This is a genomic window from Streptomyces sp. NPDC107575 (assembly GCF_055657265.1).
The window spans coordinates 225,324-245,437 of sequence record NZ_JBVKBG010000002.1; the positions used below are offsets into that span (position 1 = coordinate 225,324).

A 20,114-nucleotide genomic window follows, 5' to 3' on the forward strand; every position below is an offset into this window, starting at 1 on the left:
CATGAGTGAAACGATCTCCAAATCCGATGCCGCGAGCGACCGGCCCGTGACGGCCGCTCGCGGCGGGCGGCCCCGCCGCCGCAAGCTCACGTTCGACCGCGTGACCTTCTTCCTCGCGTTCCTCGGCCTCCCGCTGGCCGTCTTCGTGCTCTTCGTCCTGTATCCGTTCGCCCAGGCGATCTTCTGGGGGATGACGAACTGGCGTGGTTTCAGCCCGGATTACGACTTCGTCGGGCTCGACAACTTCGTCAAGATCTTCCAGGACGAGATCTTCCTGAAGGCGCTGACCAACGTCGCGCTGCTGGCGGCCTTCGTACCGTTGATCACGCTGACGCTCGCCCTCGGGGTCGCGGTGGCCATCACCCTGGGCGGGCCCAGCATCGGCCCCGTGAGGGGGATCGGATCCGCCTCCTTCTACCGGATCATCTCGTTCTTCCCCTACGTCGTGCCGGCGATCATCGTCGGCCTGATCTGGGCCCAGATGTTCGACCCGAACGCCGGCCTGGTCAACGGCATCCTCACCTCGCTCGGCCTCGACGGCTTCAAGGAATTCGCCTGGCTGGGCGAGACATCGACCGCGATGCCGGCCCTGATGTTCGTCTTCGTCTGGGGGCTCGTCGGGTTCTACGCGGTGCTCTTCATCGCCGCGATCAAGGGAGTTCCCGCCGAGCTGTACGAGGCGGCGAGGATCGACGGGGCCGGCCGGTTCCGGATGACGATCTCGGTCACCCTGCCGGCGATCCGGGACAGCGTGCAGACGGCGTACATCTACCTGGGCATCGCCGCCCTCGACGCGTTCGTCTACGTACAGGCGATGCTGCCGAACGGCGGTCCCGCCAACTCGACCCTGACGATCAGTCAGAGGCTGTACCACATGGCCTTCACCAAGCAGCAGTTCGGCGTCGCCACCGCGATGGGCGTCGTCCTCGCCGTCGTCACCCTGGTGTTCGCGGCGCTCGTCTTCACCGTCAACCGCCTGACCGGCGGCGGCGAGAACGAGGGCAAAGCGAAAATGCGTGGGCTGAAGGCTCGGCGTTCCGGAGCCAAGGGAGGTGCCCTGTGAGCGCCATAGCCGCCGACCGCAAGGTGACGAGCGACCGGAAGCTGACGAGAGCGGTCATGAGCAGCGACCGCAGGTTCGCGGTGCTCTCGCACGGCTTGCTCATCCTGTGGTCCGTGATCGTGATCGTGCCCATGCTGTGGGTGCTGCTGTCGTCGTTCAAGTCGACCGGCGAGATCCTGTCGTCACCGTTCGATCTGCCGACGCACTGGCGGGTCGAGAACTACGTGAACGCGTGGACCGACGCGAACATCGGGAAGTTCTTCCTGAACTCGGTGATCGTCGTGGTCTCCGCACTGGTCCTGGTGATGTTGCTGGGCTCGATGTGCGCCTACATTCTGGCCCGGTTCGAGTTCCCCGGGCGCCGGGCGATCTACTACCTGATGCTGGCCGGACTGACCTTCCCGGTCTTCCTGGCGATCGTGCCGCTCTTCTTCCAGCTGCAGAACTTCGGGCTGCTCAACACCCGACCCGGACTGATCCTCACCTACGTCGCGTTCGCGCTGCCGTTCACGGTGTTCTTCCTCTACTCGTTCTTCCGGTCGCTGCCGCACGACGTGTACGAGGCCGCGCTGATCGACGGTGCCGGGGACTGGCGGGCGTTCTTCCAGGTGATGCTGCCGATGGCCACTCCGGGCATGGCCGCGGTGGCGATCTTCAACTTCCTGGGTCTGTGGAATCAGTTCCTGCTGCCTGTGGCGCTCAACACCGACCAGGACAAGTGGGTGCTGACCCAGGGGATGGCCGCCTACGCGTCCTCGCAGGTGTACGACATCGACTACGGCGCGCTGTTCGCGGCGATCGTGGTCACGGTGGTGCCTGTACTGGTCGTATACATCATCTTCCAGCGCCGGATCGCGGGATCGGTGTCGCAGGGCACCTTCCGCTGACGTTCAACCGTCGCGCGACAGGGGTCGGGCCCCGGAGAGCGGTCTCTCCGGGGCCCGACCCCTGCGGACGTCGGGAAGAACCGATCTCCGTCAAGGGCTTGACGCCGGAGATACCTTCAGCGGAGTTTGGAGTTCATAACTTGTACAAGGTCTGGTCACATAGGGTGACGTGGGCCAAGGGACTAAGGGTGGGTCAATGGAGACTCCGGGGTCGCAGTCCTCGCTGCACCGGGCCAATCTCGAGCGGGTCGTGCGTGCCGTACGCCTTGCCGGGTCGCTCACGCAGGCGGAGATCGCGAGGGCGACGGGCCTGTCGGCCGCGACGGTCTCCAACATCGTCCGCGAGCTCAAGGACGGCGGAACGGTCGAGGTCACGCCCACGTCGGCCGGTGGCCGCAGGGCCCGCAGCGTCTCGCTGAGCGGCGACGCCGGCATCGTGATCGGCGTCGACTTCGGCCACACCCACCTGCGCGTGGCCGTCGGCAACCTCGCCCACCAGGTGCTCGCCGAGGAGTCCGAGCCGCTCGACGTGGACGCCTCCGCCGCGCAGGGCTTCGACCGGGCCGAAGAGCTGGTCGAGCGCCTCATCGTGGCCACCGGCGTGGACCGCGCGAAGGTCGCGGGCGTCGGGCTCGGCGTACCGGGCCCCATCGACGTGGAGAGCGGCACGCTGGGCTCCACCTCGATCCTGCCGGGCTGGTCCGGCACCAAGCCCGCCGAGGAGCTGGCCCGCCGCCTGGGCGTCCCCGTGCACGTCGACAACGACGCCAACCTCGGCGCGCTCGGCGAGCTGGTGTGGGGCAGCGGCCGGGGCGTGAAGGACCTCGCGTACATCAAGGTGGCCAGCGGTGTCGGCGCGGGCCTCGTGATCAGCGGGAAGATCTACCGCGGCCCGGGCGGCACGGCGGGGGAGATCGGGCACATCACGCTCGACGAGTCGGGTCCGGTGTGCCGCTGCGGCAACCGCGGCTGCCTGGAGACCTTCACCGCGGCCCGCTACGTGCTGCCGCTCCTGCAGTCCAGCCACGGCACGGACCTCACGATGGAGGGCGTCGTGCGGCTCGCGCGCGACGGGGACCCCGGCTGCCGCCGCGTCGTCGCGGACGTGGGCCGGCACATCGGCTCCGGCGTCGCGAACCTGTGCAACCTGCTCAACCCCAGCCGGGTCGTCCTCGGCGGCGATCTGGCGGAGGCCGGTGAGCTGGTCCTGGGGCCCATCAGGGAGTCCGTGGGGCGCTACGCGATCCCCAGCGCCGGGCGCCAACTCTCGGTCCTTCCAGGGGCCTTGGGGGGCCGCGCGGAGGTGCTCGGAGCCCTTGCCCTCGCGCTCAGCGAGATGGGCGATTCGATGCTTTTGGACGGGTCCGGTGCAGGCGCTGTGCCCGCAGCCACACCTGCCTTCACTTAGAGAACGCATGACACCGTTGCCAACCCGTTAAGGATTTACTCCTTGACGCTGCGGTTGCGGCCGAGTTGACTTCCAGCCACCTCGGCCGCAACGACGCGGCCTCGTCAGGGAGGTTTCTGAAGTGAACACGCGTATGCGTCGTGCCGCCGTTGCTGTTTGTGCCACCGCCATGGCCGTGTCTCTCGCCGCCTGTGGAAGTGCCAAGGAGTCCAAGGACGAGGGCGACAAGACCGCCGGCAAGAAGACCGACGCGCTGAAGATAGGCCTGCTCCTTCCGGAGAACCAGACCGCGCGCTACGAGAAGTTCGACAAGCCCATCATCGAGCAGCAGGTCAAGAAGCTGACGGATGGCAAGGGCAAGGTCCAGTACCTCAACGCCAAGCAGGACGCGTCCGTCCAGTCGCAGCAGATCGACACGATGATCACCAACAAGGTCGACGTGCTGATCCTCGACTCGGTCGACTCCAAGGCCGTCGCCGGCGGCGTGAAGAAGGCGAAGGACGCGGGCATCCCCGTCGTCGCCTACGACCGCCTGGCCGAGGGCCCCATCTCCGCCTACACCTCCTTCGACAACCAGGAGGTCGGCAAGGAGCAGGGCAAGGCGCTCCTGAAGGCCCTGGGCGACAAGGCCAAGCCGAGCAACAGCATCGTCATGATGAACGGTGCCGCCACGGACCCGAACGCCGGTGACTTCAAGAAGGGCGCCCACTCCGTCCTCGACGGCAAGGTGAAGGTCGCCAAGGAGTACGACACCAAGGAGTGGAAGCCGGAGAACGCCAACCAGAACATGGAAGGCGCGATCTCCGCGATCGGCAAGGACAAGATCGTCGGCGTCTACTCCGCCAACGACGGCCTCGCCGGCGGCATCATCACCGCGCTCAAGGGCGCGGGCGTCTCCAAGCTTCCCCCGGTCACCGGCCAGGACGCCGAGCTCGCGGGCGTGCAGCGCATCGTGACCGGCGACCAGTACATGTCGGTCTTCAAGTCGTACCCGCAGGAGGCCGAGACCGTCGCCAAGATGGCCGTCTCGATCGCCAAGGACGGCAAGCTCGACAGCTCGCTGCAGACCACCAAGGTCGACAGCGGCACCGAGAAGGGCATCCCCTCCGTGATCGTCCCGATCGTCTCCCTGACGCAGGACAACATCAAGGACACGGTCATCAAGGAGGGTTACTACACGGTCAACGACATCTGCACGGCCAAGTACAAGAAGGCCTGCGACAAGATCGGCCTGAAGTAACCCGAGCAGTCCGGGAGCGCGCCACAGCCTCCCCTGCGGCCCTGACGGGCCCCTGATGCACGTCCGGCGCCCCGCCGCCGACAGCCCCGCAAGCTCAACGGCGGGGCGCCGGACGGAACACCAACACCCCCCTCATTCTTCTGAGTTCAACCTCCCGCCGGGTCAGGCCTTGGCGGTGAAGGAGATGGTTCACGTGTCCGCTACGCCCGTGCTGGCGTTGCGCGGGGTCTCCAAGCGATTCGGTGCCGTGCAGGCGCTCACCGACGTAGAGCTTGAAGTCCACGCCGGTGAGGTGGTCGCCCTGGTCGGCGACAACGGTGCCGGAAAGTCCACCCTGGTCAAGACGATCGCCGGCGTGCACCCCATCGATGACGGTGTCATCGAGTGGGACGGCAAGGCCGTCGCGGTCAACCGGCCGCACGACGCCCAGGACCTGGGCATCGCGACCGTCTACCAGGACCTCTCGCTGTGCGACAACATCGATGTCGTCGGCAACCTGTTCCTGGGCCGCGAGATCAAGAAGCGCGGCATCCTCGACGAGGTCGAGATGGAGCGCCGCTCCCGCGAGCTGCTCGAGACCCTGTCGATCCGGATACCCAGCGTGCGGATCCCGATCGCCTCGCTCTCCGGCGGTCAGCGCCAGGTCGTGGCCATCGCCCGCTCCATGCTCGGCGAGCCCAAGCTGGTGATCCTCGACGAGCCGACCGCCGCCCTCGGCGTCGAGCAGACAGCCCAGGTCCTCGACCTCGTCGAGCGGCTGCGCGAGCGCGGCCACGCGGTCATCCTCATCAGCCACAACATGGCCGATGTGAAGGCCGTCGCGGACAAGGTCGCGGTCCTGCGGCTCGGCCGCAACAACGGCGTGTTCGAGGTCAAGAGCACGTCCCAGGAAGAGATCATCTCCGCCATCACCGGCGCCACGGACAACGCCGTGACCCGACGTGCGGCGCGCGCGAACGGGGAGGCTCAGAAGTGAGCATCGACAAGACCAAGGCCCCCGTGGACGCCCCCGGAGTCGCGAAGGGCGCGGCGGTCGCCGCCGTCGACCCCCGCCTTCTCGTGCGCGAGCAGGGCTTCGCGGGCTACATCAGCGAGTTCAAGCGCAAGGTCAAGGGCGGTGACCTGGGCGCCATCCCGGTCGTCATCGGCCTGATCGTCATCGGCGCGATCTTCCAGAGCCTGAACTCCGCGTTCCTCGGCGCGGAGAACATCAACAACATCCTCGTGGCGATGGTCGCCACCGGCATGATGTCGGTCGGCATCGTCTTCGTCCTGATGCTCGGCGAGATCGACCTGTCGGTCGGCTCCGTCTCCGGTGTCTCCTCGGCGATCACCGCGGTGCTCAGCGTCACGCACGGGGTGAACGAGTGGCTCGCCGTCCTCATCTCGCTCGCCGCGGGCGCGCTCATCGGCGCCCTGCACGGCTTCTTCTTCGCACGGCTCGGCGCTCCGGCGTTCGCCGTCACGCTGGCGGGCCTGCTGTTCTGGAACGGCTTCATGCTCCAGATCCTGGGCTCCAACGGCACCATCAACATCGACGGCGACGGCGTGGTCGGCAAGCTCACCACGTACTACTTCTCGGACGTCGCCGCCGCCTACGGCCTCGCCGTCGTCGCGGTCCTCGGCTACTTCGTGCCGACCTTCCTCGGCAACAGGCGCCGTGAGGCCGCCGGGATCCCGTCCCGGCCGCTCAGCGACATCGTGCTGCGCACGGTGCTGCTCGCGATCGCCCTCTTCGGCGTCGCGATCATCTTCAACCAGTACAAGGGCCTGCCGCTCGCGGTGCTGCTGTTCGGCATCGTCCTCGTCGGCACCGACTTCCTGCTCCGCCGCACCTCGTACGGCCGCAAGGTCAACGCGCTCGGCGGCAGCGTCGAGGCCTCCCGGCGTGCCGGTATCAACGTCACGGCGATCCGGATCTCGGTCTTCTCGATCGCGGGCCTGTTCGCGGCGGTCGGCGGCCTCTTCTGGGCCTCCAAGATCGCGGCGGCCAACCAGAGCGCCGGCGCCGGTGACCTCCTGATGAACGTCATCGCCGCGGCCGTCATCGGCGGCACCAGCCTCTTCGGCGGCCGGGGCCGCACCTGGAACGCGCTGCTCGGTGTGCTGGTGATCACGTCCATCCAGTACGGCCTCGCCCTGGAGGGCATCGCCACCCCGATCCAGTACATGATCACCGGCGGTGTGCTCCTCGCCACGGTCGTCATCGACTCGATCACCCGTAAGACCCAGAAGACGGCCGGCCGCGCCTGACGCCCGCCCGGCCCTTCTGGCCTGGACCGACTGTGCCCGGTGTCAATGGTGACGCCGGGCACAGTCCTGCGTACGGGCCGTGTGCCTGGTTCTGTTTCGTGACGAGGGCGTGACGAGGAACGCACCGCCCGCACGCCGTCGCGAGTGACGGAACATTAGAATCGACAGGCCCGGCAAGCTCGACAGCTCAACCAGCTACTCACAGCTCTATCGCAAGGAGGCACGGGTGCCGCTGCTGACCCGCATCACGGGACCGCGCGATCTGGACCGGCTCAGCCTGGAGCAGCTGGACCAGCTGGCAGGCGAGATCCGGACCTTTCTCGTCGACGCGGTCTCCAAGACCGGCGGCCACCTCGGCCCGAACCTGGGCGTCGTCGAGCTGACGATCGCCCTGCACCGCGTCTTCGAGTCCCCCCAGGACAAGGTCCTGTGGGACACCGGCCACCAGTCCTACGTGCACAAGCTGCTCACCGGCCGCAACGACTTCTCCAAGCTGAAGCAGAAGGGCGGCCTGTCCGGCTACCCCTCGCAGGCCGAGTCCGAGCACGACGTGATCGAGAACAGCCACGCCTCGACCGTCCTCGGCTGGGCCGACGGCCTGGCGAAGGCGAACGAGATCCAGGAGCGCGACGACCACGTCGTCGCGGTCATCGGCGACGGCGCCCTCACCGGCGGCATGGCCTGGGAGGCGCTGAACAACATCGCCGCGGCGAAGGACCGCCCCCTCGTCATCGTGGTGAACGACAACGAGCGCTCCTACGCCCCGACGATCGGCGGCCTCGCCAACCACCTGGCGACCCTGCGCACCACCGACGGCTACGAGCGCTTCCTGGCCCGCGGCAAGGACCTCCTGGAGCGCACCCCGGTCGTCGGCAAGCCGCTCTACGAGACGCTGCACGGCGCCAAGAAGGGCCTCAAGGACTTCATCGCCCCGCAGGGCATGTTCGAGGACCTCGGCCTCAAGTACGTCGGCCCGATCGACGGCCACGACATCGAGGCCCTGGAGTCCGCGCTCACCCGCGCCAAGCGCTTCGGCGGCCCCGTCATCGTGCACTGCCTCACCGAGAAGGGCCGCGGCTACAAGCCCGCCCTCCAGGACGAGGCCGACCGCTTCCACGGCATCGGCCCCATCCACCCCGACACCGGCCTCCCGATCAAGGCCTCCGGCGCCGACTGGACCTCCGTCTTCGGCGACGAGATGGTCAAGCTCGGCCGCGAGCGCGAGGACATCGTGGCGATCACCGCGGCGATGCTCCAGCCGGTCGGCCTGAAGAAGTTCGCCGACGAGTTCCCCGAGCGGGTCTACGACGTCGGCATCGCCGAGCAGCACGCGGCGACCAGCGCGGCGGGCCTCGCCCAGGGCGGCCTGCACCCGGTCTTCGCGGTCTACGCGACGTTCCTCAACCGCGCCTTCGACCAGCTCCTCATGGACGTCGCCCTGCACAAGTGCGGGGTCACCTTCGTCCTGGACCGTGCGGGCATCACCGGCACCGACGGCGCCTCGCACAACGGCATGTGGGACATGTCCCTCCTCCAGGTCGTCCCCGGCGTCCGCATCGCCGCGCCGCGCGACGCCGACCAGGTCCGCGCGCAGCTGCGCGAGGCGGTCCAGGTCGAGGACGCCCCCACGGTCGTCCGCTACTCCAAGGGCGCGGTCGGCCCGGCCGTCGAGTCGGTCGGCAAGGTGGGCGGCATGGACGTGCTGCGCGAGCCGAAGTCCGACAAGCCGGACGTCCTGCTGGTCTCGGTCGGCGCGCTCGCCCCGATGTGCCTGGAGATCGCCGACCTCCTCGACAAGCAGGGCATCACGACGACCGTCGTCGACCCCCGCTGGGTCAAGCCGGTCGACGAGGCGATGGCTCCGCTGGCCGAGCGCCACCGCGTCGTCGTCACCGTCGAGGACAACTCCCGTGTGGGCGGCGTCGGTTCGTCCATCGCGCAGGCGCTGCGCGACGCGGGCGTGGACGTCCCGCTCCGCGACTTCGGCATCCCGCCGCGCTTCCTGGAGCACGCCTCCCGCAAGGAGATCATGGCCGAGATCGGCCTCACGGCGCCGGACATCGCGCGCCAGGTCACGGGCCTCGTCTCCAAGCTGGACGGCCGCTACGAGGAGACTCCGTCGACCACGGTGGAGCCTGCGCGGGACTGAGGCATCACGCTTACCGGGGCACATCAAGCCCCGCCGTGCGGCTCGGCAATTCAAGCCCCTGCGGCGATTGAGCAGCGGGGTCCGGGGCGGAGCCCCGGGAGCGCAACCCCCTCGCCGGGGGCTTGATTGGCCCAATCGCCACAAGCGCTTGAAATGGGGCCGGGCGGTCCCCCAGAAGGGGGCCCGTCAGGCCCCATTCGTATGAATACGCAGGATTCACCCGCGCGCCGAAGGCCACTCGTCTCGATCATGGGACGAAGAATCCTACGGAGGTAGCCGGTGAGCACCACGCCAGACACAGGCCCGGACCGGAGCCGCAACGGCCTGTTCCGGACCAAGTCCATCGAGCAGTCCATCCAGGACACCGAGGAACCCGAGCACAAGCTCAAGAAGACCCTCTCCGCCCTCGACCTCACCGTCTTCGGCGTCGGCGTCGTCATCGGCTCGGGCATCTTCGTCATCACCGGCACGGCCGCCACCGACTACGCCGGCCCGGCCGTGACCATCTCCTTCGTCGTCGCCGCCGTGGTCTGCGCCCTCGCGGCGCTCTGCTACGCCGAGTTCGCCTCGACGGTCCCGGTCGCCGGATCCGCGTACACCTTCGCCTTCGCCTCACTCGGCGAGTTCCCCGCGTGGATCATCGGCTGGGACCTCATCCTCGAACTCGCGCTCGGCTGCGCGACGGTCTCCGTCGGCTGGTCCGGCTACGTACAGTCCCTGCTCGACAGCTGGGGCATCCCACTCCCCGCGGCGCTCCAGGGCCCGGGCTCGGGCCACGACGGCTTCAGCTTCAACATCGCCGCGTTCCTGCTGGTCGTAGCGGTGATGACGGTGGTCGTCGTCGGCATGAAGCTGTCCGCCTGGGTGACATCGGTGGTCGTGGCCATCAAGGTCACGGTCGTCCTGATCGTGATCGCGGTGGGCGCCTTCTTCATCAAGTCCAGCAACTACACCCCGTACATCCCGCCCGCCCAGGACAACAAGAGCGGATCAGGACTGAGCGCCACGCTCCTGGAGGGCATCGCCGGCTTCACCCCCTCCAGCTTCGGCGTGATGGGCATCTTCACCGCCGCGGCCGTCGTCTTCTTCGCGTTCATCGGCTTCGACGTGGTGGCGACGGCGGCCGAGGAGACCCGCAACCCGCAGAAGGACGTCCCGCGCGGCATCCTCGGCTCCCTCGCCATCTGCACGGTCCTGTACGTGGCCGTGGCCGCGGTCGTCACCGGCATGCAGAACTACAAGGACCTGGACCCGGGCGCCCCGCTCGCGGAGGCGTTCAAGTCGGTCGGCCACCCGTTCTGGGCGGGCCTGATCTCGTTCGGCGCGGTGATCGGCCTGACGACCGTCTGCATGATCCTGCTGCTCGGCCAGAGCCGCGTCTTCTTCGCGATGAGCCGCGACGGACTGCTGCCGCCGGTCTTCAGCGCGGTCCACCCCAAGTTCCGCACCCCGTACCGTTCGACGATCATCCTGGGCCTCCTGACGGCCCTGGTCGCCGGCTTCATCTCCCTCGAAGAGCTCTCCAAGCTGGTCAACATCGGCACCCTGTTCGCCTTCGTCGTGGTGGCCCTCGGCGTCCTCATCCTGCGCCGCACCCGCCCCGACCTCCCGCGCGCCTTCAAGGCCCCGTGGGTGCCGGTCCTGCCGATCGCCTCGGTGGCGTGCTCGGTGTGGCTGATGCTGAACCTGTCGGTGGAGACGTGGCTGCGGTTCGCGGTGTGGATGGTGGTGGGCGTGGTGATCTACTTCGTCTACGGCCGCCGCCACAGCCGCGCGGCGCGCAGCAGCGCACGGTAACGCCCCCCGGAACAAGCACCGACATCCCGCCCCCGTATGTCGTCCCTAAATGGGACATACGGGGGCGGATAGTTTGGCGCCCATGCTCACCGAGGCGCGCCCGTCACGACCGTACGTACCCGAAGACCGCGACGCTCCCTCAAGACGCACCCGCGCGCGCACTCCTCGCTACTGGCCCCGCCTGCTCCTCGCCCTCACGGCCCTGGCCTGCGTCACCCGCATCCCGTCCTTCACCCGAGCGCTCTGGAACCCGGACGAGGGCTACCTCGCCGTTCAGGCACGGATGCTGGCGCACGGCGGCACGCTCTACGACACGGTCGTCGACCGCAAACCCCCACTCGTTCCCTGGCTCTACGAGGCGGTGTTCGCGCTCTTCGGCTCGGACTCGCTCACGCCGGTGCGGGTGTGCGCGGTGGCGGCGCACGTGGTGACGGCGGTGTTCCTGGCGTCACTGGCCCGCGGCCGTTGGGGCGACAGGGCGGGCGCCACGGCGGGTGTCCTGTACGTCGTGCTGTCCATCGGCCTCAACCCGGAGGACACGCAGGCCGCGACCTTCGAGGTGTTCATGCTGCCGTGGACGGCGGCGGCGATGTGGTGCGCGGACCGCCGCAGGTGGGGCTTGTGCGGGTGCGCGATCGCGGGGGCGATCCTGGCGAAGCAGACCGGGGGAGCGGTGCTGGTGCCGGCGCTGTGGATGCTGTGGCGGACGGGCCGGCCGCGAAATGCCCTGCTGCGATGCGCCTTTGGTCTCTCCGCACCGATCGCGGCCGCCGCACTGTCCACGAACCCTGCGGGCTTCCTCTTCTGGACGGTGACGGGCTCGGGCGCGTACGCCTCGATCACCGGCTCCGAACTCCACGTACTCCTACGGGGTTTGACGAACGCGGCGATCCTGTCGTTCGCATGCGCGGGCGTGCTGCCGCCGATCGCCCGGGTGCTGCGCATCGCGCGGACGGGCTGCGGCGACCTGTGGCTGTGGCTCGCGTCCTCGTCCGTGGCGGTCGCGACCGGCTTCCACTTCTTCGGCCACTACTACCTCCAACTGCTGCCACCCCTGGCCCTGTTGGGAACCCTGGCGCTCCACATCCTCCCCCGGGACCACCTGCGCCGCTCCCTCCTGGCCACGGCCTGCTGCGGCACCCTGTTCCTCTCCTGGGGCCTCCTGGCGCCCCGCACCGAACTGACCCACGCGGAACGCCTGGCCGCGGCGATCGGCGAGCGGTCGACCCCGGACGACCGGGTCCTGATCTGGGGCATGCACCCGGAAACGTACTGGCTCTCCCACCGCCCCCCGGCGACCCGCTTCCTGACGGCGGGCCTCCTGACGAACTACAGCGGGGGCCGGGACGGCGGCAAGGTGGGGGAGCGGTACGGGGTCCAGGGCAGCTGGCCGACCTTCCACTCGGACCTCCGGACGACCCGACCGACCTTGATCGTCGACGATTCCCGGGGGGAGGCGTACGGGCCGGGGCGGGTGGGGTCGCTGCGGCGCATCCTGGACGGTTACGACGAAGTGGCCCGCGTGGACGGGGCGGTGGTCTACGAACGCGTCCACACGGGCCGGGGCCAGGTGTAGCCGGCTGTCGCTCAGCCGCCCTGCGCCGGCGACTTCTTCGCCGACTCCGGGATCTCGCGGTCACCCCGGATCGCCTTCCACAACGTGTCGGCCTGCGGCTGCGCGGCCACGACCCGGTTGGGATCCACCTTGTCGTACGCGACCGGAAGCATGATCGTCTCCATGCTCGCCGGGTCGACGCCCCGCATGCTCCGCCCGAACGTGGCGAGCTTGGTGAGCGAGGCGAGCCCGTCGTCGGTCGTCAGCGACGTGGTGAGACTGTCCGCGATCTTGTACGTCTTGGTGGGGCTGCCCAGCAGGTCCTGCTGCTTGATCTCGCTGAGCAGGGCGATCATGAACTGCTGCTGCAGCCCGATGCGGCCGAGGTCGGAGCCGTCGCCGACGCCGTGCCGGGTCCGCACGAAGGCCAGCGACTGGGTGCCGTCCAGCTTGTGCGTACCGGCTTCGAGGTCGAGCCCGCTGGACTTGTCGTGGATGGGCTTGTCGACAGTGACGCTCACCCCGCCTATGGCGTCGACCAGACCCTTGAACCCGGCGAAGTCGATCTCCACGAAGTGGTCCATGCGCACCCCGGACATCGCCTCGACGGTCTTCACGACACAGGCGGGACCGGCGAGCGAGTACACGGAGTTGAACATCACGCGGTCTGCCGACGGCGTCTTCGTACCGTCGTCCTTGGTGCACCCGGGCCGCGTCACGAGGGTGTCCCGCGGAATGCTGACGGCCGTCGCCCGGGCCCGCCCCTCGGGAATGTGCAGCACCATCGCGGTGTCGGACCGGGCCCCGGCGACCTTGCCGGTCCCGAGCGAGGCGTTCTTGCCCGACCGGGAGTCGGACCCGAGCACCAGGATGTTCTGCCCCGACGTCGGGAGCTTCTCGGGCCGGTCACCGCCGATCGCCTTGTCGAGGTCGACGCCGTCGATGTTGCTGTTGAGGTTGTTGTAGAGCCAGTATCCGGTGCCGCCGGCGGCGAGAACGAGGACCAGCAGGGTCCACAGGATGATCCGGCGCACGCGCTTGCCGCGGGTCTTCTGCTTGCGCCGACCGCGGTGCTGCGAGGGAGGAGCCGAACGGCGGCGCGAGGTGGTGGAGGTGTGGCTCATCGTGCCTGAGTCCTTGTAAGTCGTGCCCGTGGGGCGGGCGTTCGGTGTGAGGACTCGGGTGGGGGGAGAGCCGGTCCGCGGTGTGGCTGGGGGCTGCCGCAGCACTATAGACGTGAATTCGCCCGAAAGTGCGAGACATGTGACCGAATCGTGTTCCAGTTCGGTGGGCAAGTGAAGGGAAAGTGATCCAGGGCGTTCGTGATGATCATGTGTGCTGGGCAGCACGAGAAGAGCACGTGAACACAACACATATGATGAAGCGGATTTTTTCGATTCCCGCTCGTCCGTGCTACGGCGGGTTCAGGAAGGTACGCCAGGCCATGCGGAGAAGGTCGCCAGATCCACAGGGTGCCGTCCGGCCCGTGGTCGATGGGCCGACGCGTGTCGCGTCCGGCGCCGCGCACGGCCGCTGGCTGACGTTGGGCAAGGATGGCCGGCTCAGTCTGTACACGCTCGCCGAAGGCGGCCTGTTCAGGTGGACCGAGAGCGGTGTCGGCGGGCCGGACTGGGACGGGCCCCACTTCGTCGCGGTGGCGGGCCTGACTCATCTGACGGTCGTGCAGGGCGCCGACGGCTACGTCCACTTCCTCGGGCGCAGGCAGCGCGCCGGAGCGGATGGCGCCACCACTGTCGACGTGGTCCATGCCATCCAGTACCAGACAGGCCTCGCCTTCACCGACTGGCGCTCCCTCGGCAACCCGCACAAGGACCGTGAGCAGGGACGCCACATTGCCCCGCCGGTCGGCGTGACGGCTCGGGACGGCACGGTGCATGTCTTCGTGCGCGGTGCGCACGGCGGACTGATGATGCGGCGGGAGGATCCGAGCGGCAAATGGCGCGCCTGGGAAGACCTGGGCGGAGTCGGGCTCGATGCGCGATCGGCTCCGATCGCCCTGAGCGACGGCCGGGTCGAGGTCGTGTCCGCCGCCGAGACGGGCGTGTTCGTCTGGGGTCAGTTGCAGCCCGGCGGTGACTTCGCCGGGCCCAGGGGCTTCGGTCTTCATCCGGTTCCCGGCACGCTCTCGGCAGTGGAGACCGGGCCGGGGCGGCCCAGCTTCTTCTGGGTCGATGGTGCGGGTGCGACCGCGGCGGCGTGGCGGGCCGGGAACTGGCCGGTGCCACTCGGTGGTGGGTCGGCCCGTGACGCGTATGCCGTTCTGCGGGCGCCCGTTGACGGTTTCGACTGCGTCGTCCTCGCCGGCCGAGGTCCTGACGGCGGCGCGGTTCTTGGCCTCGGTGGCACGGAGAACGAGGCGGGAGGGTTCTGGTGGTACCCCCTGGACCGGCCCTGTCAGGGTTCCCCGGCGCTGGCCAGGGACGGTCGAGGCCGGGTGGTGGTGGCCCTGTTGGGCCCAGACGGTCTGCCGGAGACGGCGAGGCAGGACGGTGCCGGCCTGTCCCTCTCCGCGTGGCAGCAGATGTGAAGACGCTGGGGAGTCGCCCCTAAGGGCAAAATGTCCGGAACTATACATCTCTGGAGAGATGAGCGGCACATTAACGGAGGTTGACCACTCTAAAGAGTCACATAAGATGTGGAGAACTTGTGACCTCTGGGCCGGGGGGCTTTGTCGAGGTTGCAAGGGCGGATGACGCCAAGGCGATGGGAAGCGCCTGGTGGGCGCGCCGAGCAAGGGGAGGGCACCGAAACGGTGCGGCGAGCAGCCCATTGGGCGATATGTCTTGGTAGGAGTGTGGGTCGGTGGGTAGTCCCCGTCTGAGTGTCGTTGTCCCATTTCAGGATGTTGAGACGTACCTCGGCGAGTGCTTGGAGTCCATCGCACGACAGTCGTTCCGCGACTTCGAGGTGATCCTCGTCGACGACGGCTCCACCGACGACTCGACTCGGATCGCGGCCCAATTCTGCGCCGACGACCCGCGGTTCCGTCTCATCCGGCAGGAGTCCCACGGTCCCGGCCACGCGCGCAACACCGCGTTGCGTGCGATGCATCCGGACGGCGAGTTCCTCGCCTTCGTGGACGGCGACGACGTCATTCCCGAGTACGCCTACGAGCTCCTGGTCCGCACCTTGGAGGAGTCCGACTCGGACTTCGTCTCGGGCAACGTGCAGATGATGAACTCCACCAAGAAGTGGCAGTCACCCCTGCACAAGGGGCCGATGCAGAAGAACCGCCGCGGTACCCACATCACCCGCAACGAGGCGCTCATCTACGACCGGACGGTGTGGAACAAGCTGTTCAGGCGGTCCTTCTGGGACTACCACTACATCGAGTTCCCCGAGGGGGTCCTCTACGAGGACTCCTGGGTCAACATGTTCGCCCACTTCCGGGCCACCAAGGTCGATGTCCTCACCGACATCGTGTACTTCTGGCGCCGCCGTGAGGGCGGTGCCGCCCCCTCCATCACCCAGCGCCACACCGAGTTGTCCAATCTGCGCGACCGTGTCGCCGCGGTGCAGTCCGTCAGCCGCTTCCTCGCCGAACGACGTTCCAAGCTGTACCTGGAGAGCAAGCGCAAGTACGACCTGGCCTGCCTCAAGTCCGATCTGCTGCTGCACCTGAAGGTGCTGCCGGACGCGGACGAGGAGTACCAGGACGCCTTCATGGAGTGGGCCAACGAGTTCCTCGACGAGGCCGACCCGGACATCATCGACGACCTGCCCGCCGAGATCCGCGTCAAGTGGCTCCTGGTGCGCGAGGACCGGCTCGACGAACTGCTCGACGTCATCGAGTTCGAGCGCAAGGGCGGCCCCATCCCCGTCCAGCGGCGCTTCCACCGGTACCTCAAGTACCCGTATCTGGGCGACCGCGAGGTGGGTCTGGACCGCAAGGCCTACCGCCTCGACAAGGAGCTGTCGCTGCGAGGGTCGCTGGACAGCGCGCGCTGGAGCACCTACGGCGACCTGCTCACGCTCACCGGCTCGGCCCATATCCGCTTCATCAACGTGCACAAGAAGCACATGTCGGTGAAGGCGATAGCCCTGCGCAACAAGAAGCAGGGCCGCATGGTCGTCACCGCCGCGAAGACCACCTACGCCCCGCAGGCCACCGAGAGCTCCAACCAGAATCGTTACTGCTACGACTGGGCCGGCTTCGAGACGCGGATCGACACGACCCGGCTCAAGCGGAAGGGCAAGTGGGTCGAGGGCACGTGGGACGTCGCCGCGGGCGTCCTCAGCCGCGGACTGTTCCGCTACCGCGGCATCGACCGCGGCAGCGCCGGTACGGCCGCGAACCCGCCCTACAAGTACGTCGACAACAACACCCGCATCCTCCCCGTGTTCGTGCAGGGCAAGCTCAAGCTGCGCGTGGAGGTCGTGCGGTGCCGGATCACCGGCCATCGCGTGGTGGGGGACCAACTCGAGCTGCGTGGGGTCTACCTCGGCCCCAAGGTGCCGGAGTGGGGCAAGTTCCGGGTCACCAGCATGAGCGGCGCCGGAAGGCACGACTCCCGGGTCCACTTCACCCCGGGCGGCGACGGCTGGTGCACCTTCAGTACACGGTTGCCGCTGCGCTCCCTCGTCCCCGGATTCCGGTCCGACATCCAGGCCGGGGCCGACATCCCCGAGTCCTGGAGCATGGGCAGCAACGGCTGGAAGACGACCCTGCATGTCGAGGGCCGGAAAATGACCATCTATCCGGTCATGGCGCAGGGCACTCCCGATGGGCACTACCGGATGCCGGCGGAGCTGCAGACCCGCGAGGCCGACCGCGAGATCGTCGCCCACCGCAACGGCTCCGGGTATCTCGTGCTGTTCGAGCGCGCCACCCTCCCCATGGCGAACCGGATCGCCTGGCGCGAGAACGGCGCCCTGGAGATCATCAGCCAGTACGCCGCCGCCGACACCCTCACCGCCCAGCAGTACCGCGACGCCCACGTCGTGGTGCGCTCGCGCGCGCACGGTGCCGAGCGGGACGTCCCACTGGAATGGCACGGCAACAAGTTCCGCTGTGTGCTCTCGCCGGCGGCCATGCGCACGCTGGCCGGGGACATACCGCTGGCCTCGGGGCGCTGGGACCTTTTCCTCCGCCGGCAGGACCTGTCCTCGGTCAGCCGTGAGGCGCGCCTTGAGGACCTGATGATCAAGATCCATCAGGAGCTGATCCCCACGCTCCCGCAGCAGTACGAGGAGAACGAGCGGGGCTACGAACTTCAGGCCGAGGCGTACGACCGACTCTCCCTGATGGTGCAGTCCGCGATGCCGGACCACGCCCGCGGCCCCTACCGGCAGAAGCTGCTGCGCACCAAGGCCTACCAGGCGGCGCGTCGAAGACCGGTGCGCCCCGCGGTTCTCTTCGACGCCTTCAAGGGCACGCAGTACTCCGACAGTCCGCGCGCCCTGCACGAGGAGCTGGTCCGCCGCCGGGTGGACCTGGACCACCTGTGGGTCGTCAGGGACGACCAGGTACAGGTTCCCGAGACCGCGATCCCGGTCCGCATGTGGTCACCGGAGTGGTACGAGGCCCTGGCCACCAGCGCGTACATCGTGGCCAACAACCACATGCCGGACTGGTTCGAGAAGCGGGACGGTCAGGTCGTCGTCCAGACCTGGCACGGCACTCCGTTGAAGAAGATCGGCCATGACATCGAGGCCATCCACTTCGCCGACCAACGGTATCTGGAGCGCGTGGAGAAGGAGGTGCAGAACTGGGACATGCTCGTGTCGCCCAACAGCTTCTCCACCCCCATCCTCCGGCGTGCCTTCGGCTTCCCCGGCGAGATGGTCGAGTGCGGCTACCCGCGCAACGACCTCCTGCGCCGCCCCGGCATGGAGGGTCGTGAGCAGGAGATCCGCCGCCGCATCGGCCTGCCCGAGGGCAAGCGCGTCGTCATGTACGCCCCGACCTGGCGGGACGACCAGTTCTACGCACCGGGCAAGTACAAGCTGGACTTCCGCATCGACCTGGAGGACGCGCGGGCCCGGCTCGGCGGCGACCACGTCCTCCTGGTGCGCCGCCACCCGAACGTGGTGGACCCGGTGCCGGGTGCCGGTGACGGCTTCGTCTTCGATGTCTCCGACTACCCCGACATGGCAGACCTGTCGCTGATCACCGACGTGATGATCACGGACTACTCGTCCCTGATGTTCGACTACGTCAACACCGGTCGGCCGATCCTGTTCTTCACGTACGACCTGGATCATTACCGGGACACGCTGCGCGGCTTCTACTTCGACTTCGAGAGCAGCGCCCCCGGCCCGCTGGTCGACACCTCCGAGCGGCTGATCTCCTCGATCCGTGACATCGACCGGATCCAGGAGCTGTACGCCGAGCGCTACCGCTGGTTCCAGAGCCAGTTCTGCGACCTCGACGACGGATACGCGGCGGCCAGACTCGCCGACCGGATGTTGGTCGCGGGCGGAGACCTCGCCCCCGAAGAGGGCAGGGCACCGGCCGTGGGCACGGTCGACACACGGCGCGCGGCGCGGCCGATGACGCCGCTGCCGCTGATCCCGCAGCAGCCGAAGCAACCGCAGTACGCGTACGGCAGGCAGGGGCGGGTGCTGCGCGCGCTCGCGCCACAGCCCGCCCCCGCGCAGCTGCCCCCGGTCCCGTACCAACAGCCGTACAGGGCCCAGCCTTTGGCGCCGACGCCCGACGGCCGGGTCTACGAGGGCGTGATCGTGTGAGGCCGCGGTCCGCCTCAGCCGGTGCGTACTCGGAGCAGGACGGCGAAGTGGTCCGAGTCGCCGGTGTCGCGCACCGTGCAACCCGCCCTCGGCAAACCCGTGAACAGGTAGTCGAGCTTGTGCCCGCTGACATGGGTGGCCCGGCCGGAGCGGTCCGAGGCCGACCGCTGGTCGCACTCGCGCTGCGTCCCGTAGGGCGCCGACGGCCACACCCAGGCGACGGGGGTGCGGCCGCTCGGCGGGTCCACGTTCAGGTCGCCGCCGTACACCGCACGCCTGCCGCGTGCGGCCGCGGTGAGCGCCTTCAACTGGTCGTCCCGCAGCTCCCATTGAGGGTGGACGAGGTCGTCACCGGGCCTGCTCAGATGGGCGTTGCAGACCGTGATCCGGTGGGTGGCCACCGAGGCGCACACGATGCCGCGGCGCAGTCCCGCCGTCGGCTGGCGCGAGGCGACCGTGCGCACATGGGACAGCGGATACGCGGACAGCATGGCGAAACCGGCCGCGTCACCGCTGCCGGAGCCGCACCGCACGGTGCTCGTGCGGCCTGCCTTGCTGCGCCAGGTGTAGGGGCGGAACACCGAGTGCCAGGAGCGGCCCAGGTTCGTACGCACCGCCGAGACGTCGGAGGCGCACGCTTCCTGGAGGAACACCACGCGCGCGCCCTGGGCGGTCGCGAGGCGCACCGCTTCGGCCCGCTTGGCCCGCCGGCCCCCGGTCCCGTCGCAGTGCCAGCGCTCGACGCCGCACATGTTCCACGTGGCCACGGTCAGAGTGCGAGCGCCCGCGTGCGAGCGGGTCGGTTCGGCCGTCTGCACCGCGGTCAGCACCACCGCGCCGGCCAACAACGCCGCGAACAGGCCGAGGGCGGCCGACACACGGCGCCGGAGGCGCCCCGGCATCGGCCGGGGAGACGTCGGAAGCATTCAGGCATGATGGCCGATCTGCTGACAGAGCGCCAATGTCATGCCGTATCGACATTCCTACGGCGTCCGACGCGCAGCGACCACCGCGTCCAGCCGACGCCGCAGTACCTCCGAGACATCTGAGA

13 protein-coding genes are annotated in these 20,114 nt (G+C 68.5%); 11 read left to right on the forward strand and 2 right to left on the reverse strand.

All coding sequences use genetic code 11. The features are described from left to right. The first annotated feature begins 1 nt into the window (after position 1). The 9 genes from ACZ7L4_RS07770 (at position 2) to ACZ7L4_RS07810 (ending at position 12,373) form a co-directional block, all read left to right on the forward strand. Complete coding sequence (locus tag ACZ7L4_RS07770) at positions 2-1,063, forward strand: carbohydrate ABC transporter permease (protein ID WP_472100665.1); 1,062 nt, start codon at positions 2-4, stop codon at positions 1,061-1,063. After that, on the forward strand, positions 1,060-1,950 hold the full coding sequence (locus ACZ7L4_RS07775; RefSeq protein WP_472100667.1) for a carbohydrate ABC transporter permease: 891 nt from the start codon (positions 1,060-1,062) through the stop codon (positions 1,948-1,950). Before ACZ7L4_RS07770 ends, ACZ7L4_RS07775 begins: the two co-directional genes overlap by 4 nt. 196 nt (positions 1,951-2,146) lie before the next feature. Then, complete coding sequence (locus ACZ7L4_RS07780; protein WP_472100669.1) at positions 2,147-3,358, forward strand: ROK family transcriptional regulator; 1,212 nt, start codon at positions 2,147-2,149, stop codon at positions 3,356-3,358. Positions 3,359-3,491: 133 nt separating this feature from the next. Beyond that, positions 3,492-4,598, forward strand: a complete 1,107-nt coding sequence (locus tag ACZ7L4_RS07785) for an ABC transporter substrate-binding protein (RefSeq protein ID WP_472101948.1) — start codon at positions 3,492-3,494, stop codon at positions 4,596-4,598. Positions 4,599-4,782: 184 nt separating this feature from the next. Then, the gene (locus tag ACZ7L4_RS07790; RefSeq protein WP_472100671.1) at positions 4,783-5,574 is read left to right on the forward strand and encodes an ATP-binding cassette domain-containing protein; all 792 of its coding nucleotides are present in this window, start codon (positions 4,783-4,785) and stop codon (positions 5,572-5,574) included. Next, complete coding sequence (locus ACZ7L4_RS07795; protein ID WP_472100672.1) at positions 5,571-6,851, forward strand: sugar ABC transporter permease; 1,281 nt, start codon at positions 5,571-5,573, stop codon at positions 6,849-6,851. The genes ACZ7L4_RS07790 and ACZ7L4_RS07795 overlap by 4 nt, the downstream gene beginning before the upstream one ends. A 226-nt stretch (positions 6,852-7,077) precedes the next feature. Next, positions 7,078-9,000 carry a 1-deoxy-D-xylulose-5-phosphate synthase gene (gene dxs, locus ACZ7L4_RS07800; RefSeq protein ID WP_472100673.1) on the forward strand — a complete coding sequence of 641 codons (1,923 nt, stop codon included), beginning with the start codon at positions 7,078-7,080 and terminating at the stop codon, positions 8,998-9,000. A 279-nt stretch (positions 9,001-9,279) separates the two neighbouring features. Beyond that, positions 9,280-10,797: an amino acid permease gene (locus tag ACZ7L4_RS07805; protein ID WP_472100675.1), complete on the forward strand. Its 1,518-nt coding sequence runs from the start codon at positions 9,280-9,282 to the stop codon at positions 10,795-10,797. A gap of 82 nt (positions 10,798-10,879) precedes the next feature. Beyond that, complete coding sequence (locus ACZ7L4_RS07810) at positions 10,880-12,373, forward strand: ArnT family glycosyltransferase (RefSeq protein WP_472100677.1); 1,494 nt, start codon at positions 10,880-10,882, stop codon at positions 12,371-12,373. Positions 12,374-12,384: 11 nt separating this feature from the next. On the opposite strand, the gene ACZ7L4_RS07815 is transcribed toward ACZ7L4_RS07810, so the two are convergent. Continuing rightward, entirely contained in the window at positions 12,385-13,476 is a 1,092-nt protein-coding gene (locus tag ACZ7L4_RS07815; RefSeq protein WP_472100679.1) for an LCP family protein, read from the reverse strand. 362 nt (positions 13,477-13,838) lie between these two features. Here ACZ7L4_RS07815 and ACZ7L4_RS07820 point away from each other — a divergent pair, with 362 nt between their 5' ends. Beyond that, positions 13,839-14,900 (forward strand): PLL family lectin, encoded by a 1,062-nt coding sequence (locus ACZ7L4_RS07820; RefSeq protein ID WP_472100681.1) that lies wholly within the window; start codon positions 13,839-13,841, stop codon positions 14,898-14,900. 341 nt (positions 14,901-15,241) lie between these two features. After that, entirely contained in the window at positions 15,242-19,063 is a 3,822-nt protein-coding gene (locus tag ACZ7L4_RS07825; RefSeq protein ID WP_472100683.1) for a bifunctional glycosyltransferase/CDP-glycerol:glycerophosphate glycerophosphotransferase, read from the forward strand. 14 nt (positions 19,064-19,077) lie between these two features. On the opposite strand, the gene ACZ7L4_RS07830 is transcribed toward ACZ7L4_RS07825, so the two are convergent. After that, complete coding sequence (locus ACZ7L4_RS07830) at positions 19,078-19,989, reverse strand: endonuclease/exonuclease/phosphatase family protein (protein ID WP_472100685.1); 912 nt, start codon at positions 19,987-19,989, stop codon at positions 19,078-19,080. Positions 19,990-20,114 lie beyond the last annotated feature (125 nt).